The 284-nt window shown below is 44.0% G+C and carries 1 rRNA gene; it reads left to right on the forward strand.

Features of this window, described 5'->3' with window-relative positions:
- Nucleotides 1-175: 175 nt before the first annotated feature.
- Nucleotides 176-284, forward strand: a 23S ribosomal RNA gene (locus PV403_RS25135); the annotation flags it as partial.

Below are 284 nucleotides of genomic sequence, written 5' to 3' on the forward strand. Positions count from 1 at the left end.
TTGAAAACTAGATAACGAAACAATTTTGCGATTTTAGAAATATCCTTTAAGCTGAACTTGTGTTAAACAAGTGAAGATTAATAGATTGCTGAGTGAGGTTTTTGGATCGTGAGCGACTTTTGGCTTTGCGTAAGCAAAACAAGTGGAGCGAAGGAGACAAAACACCGAACAATATGGTTAAGCTATTAAGAGCACACGGAGGATGCCTAGGCGCTAGGAGCCGATGAAGGACGTGGCGAACAACGATACTGCCTCGGGGAGCTGTACGCAAGCTTTGATCCGGG

It is taken from the genome of Paenibacillus sp. GYB006 (assembly GCF_036577645.1).
Classification (GTDB): Bacteria; Bacillota; Bacilli; order Paenibacillales; family Paenibacillaceae; genus Paenibacillus.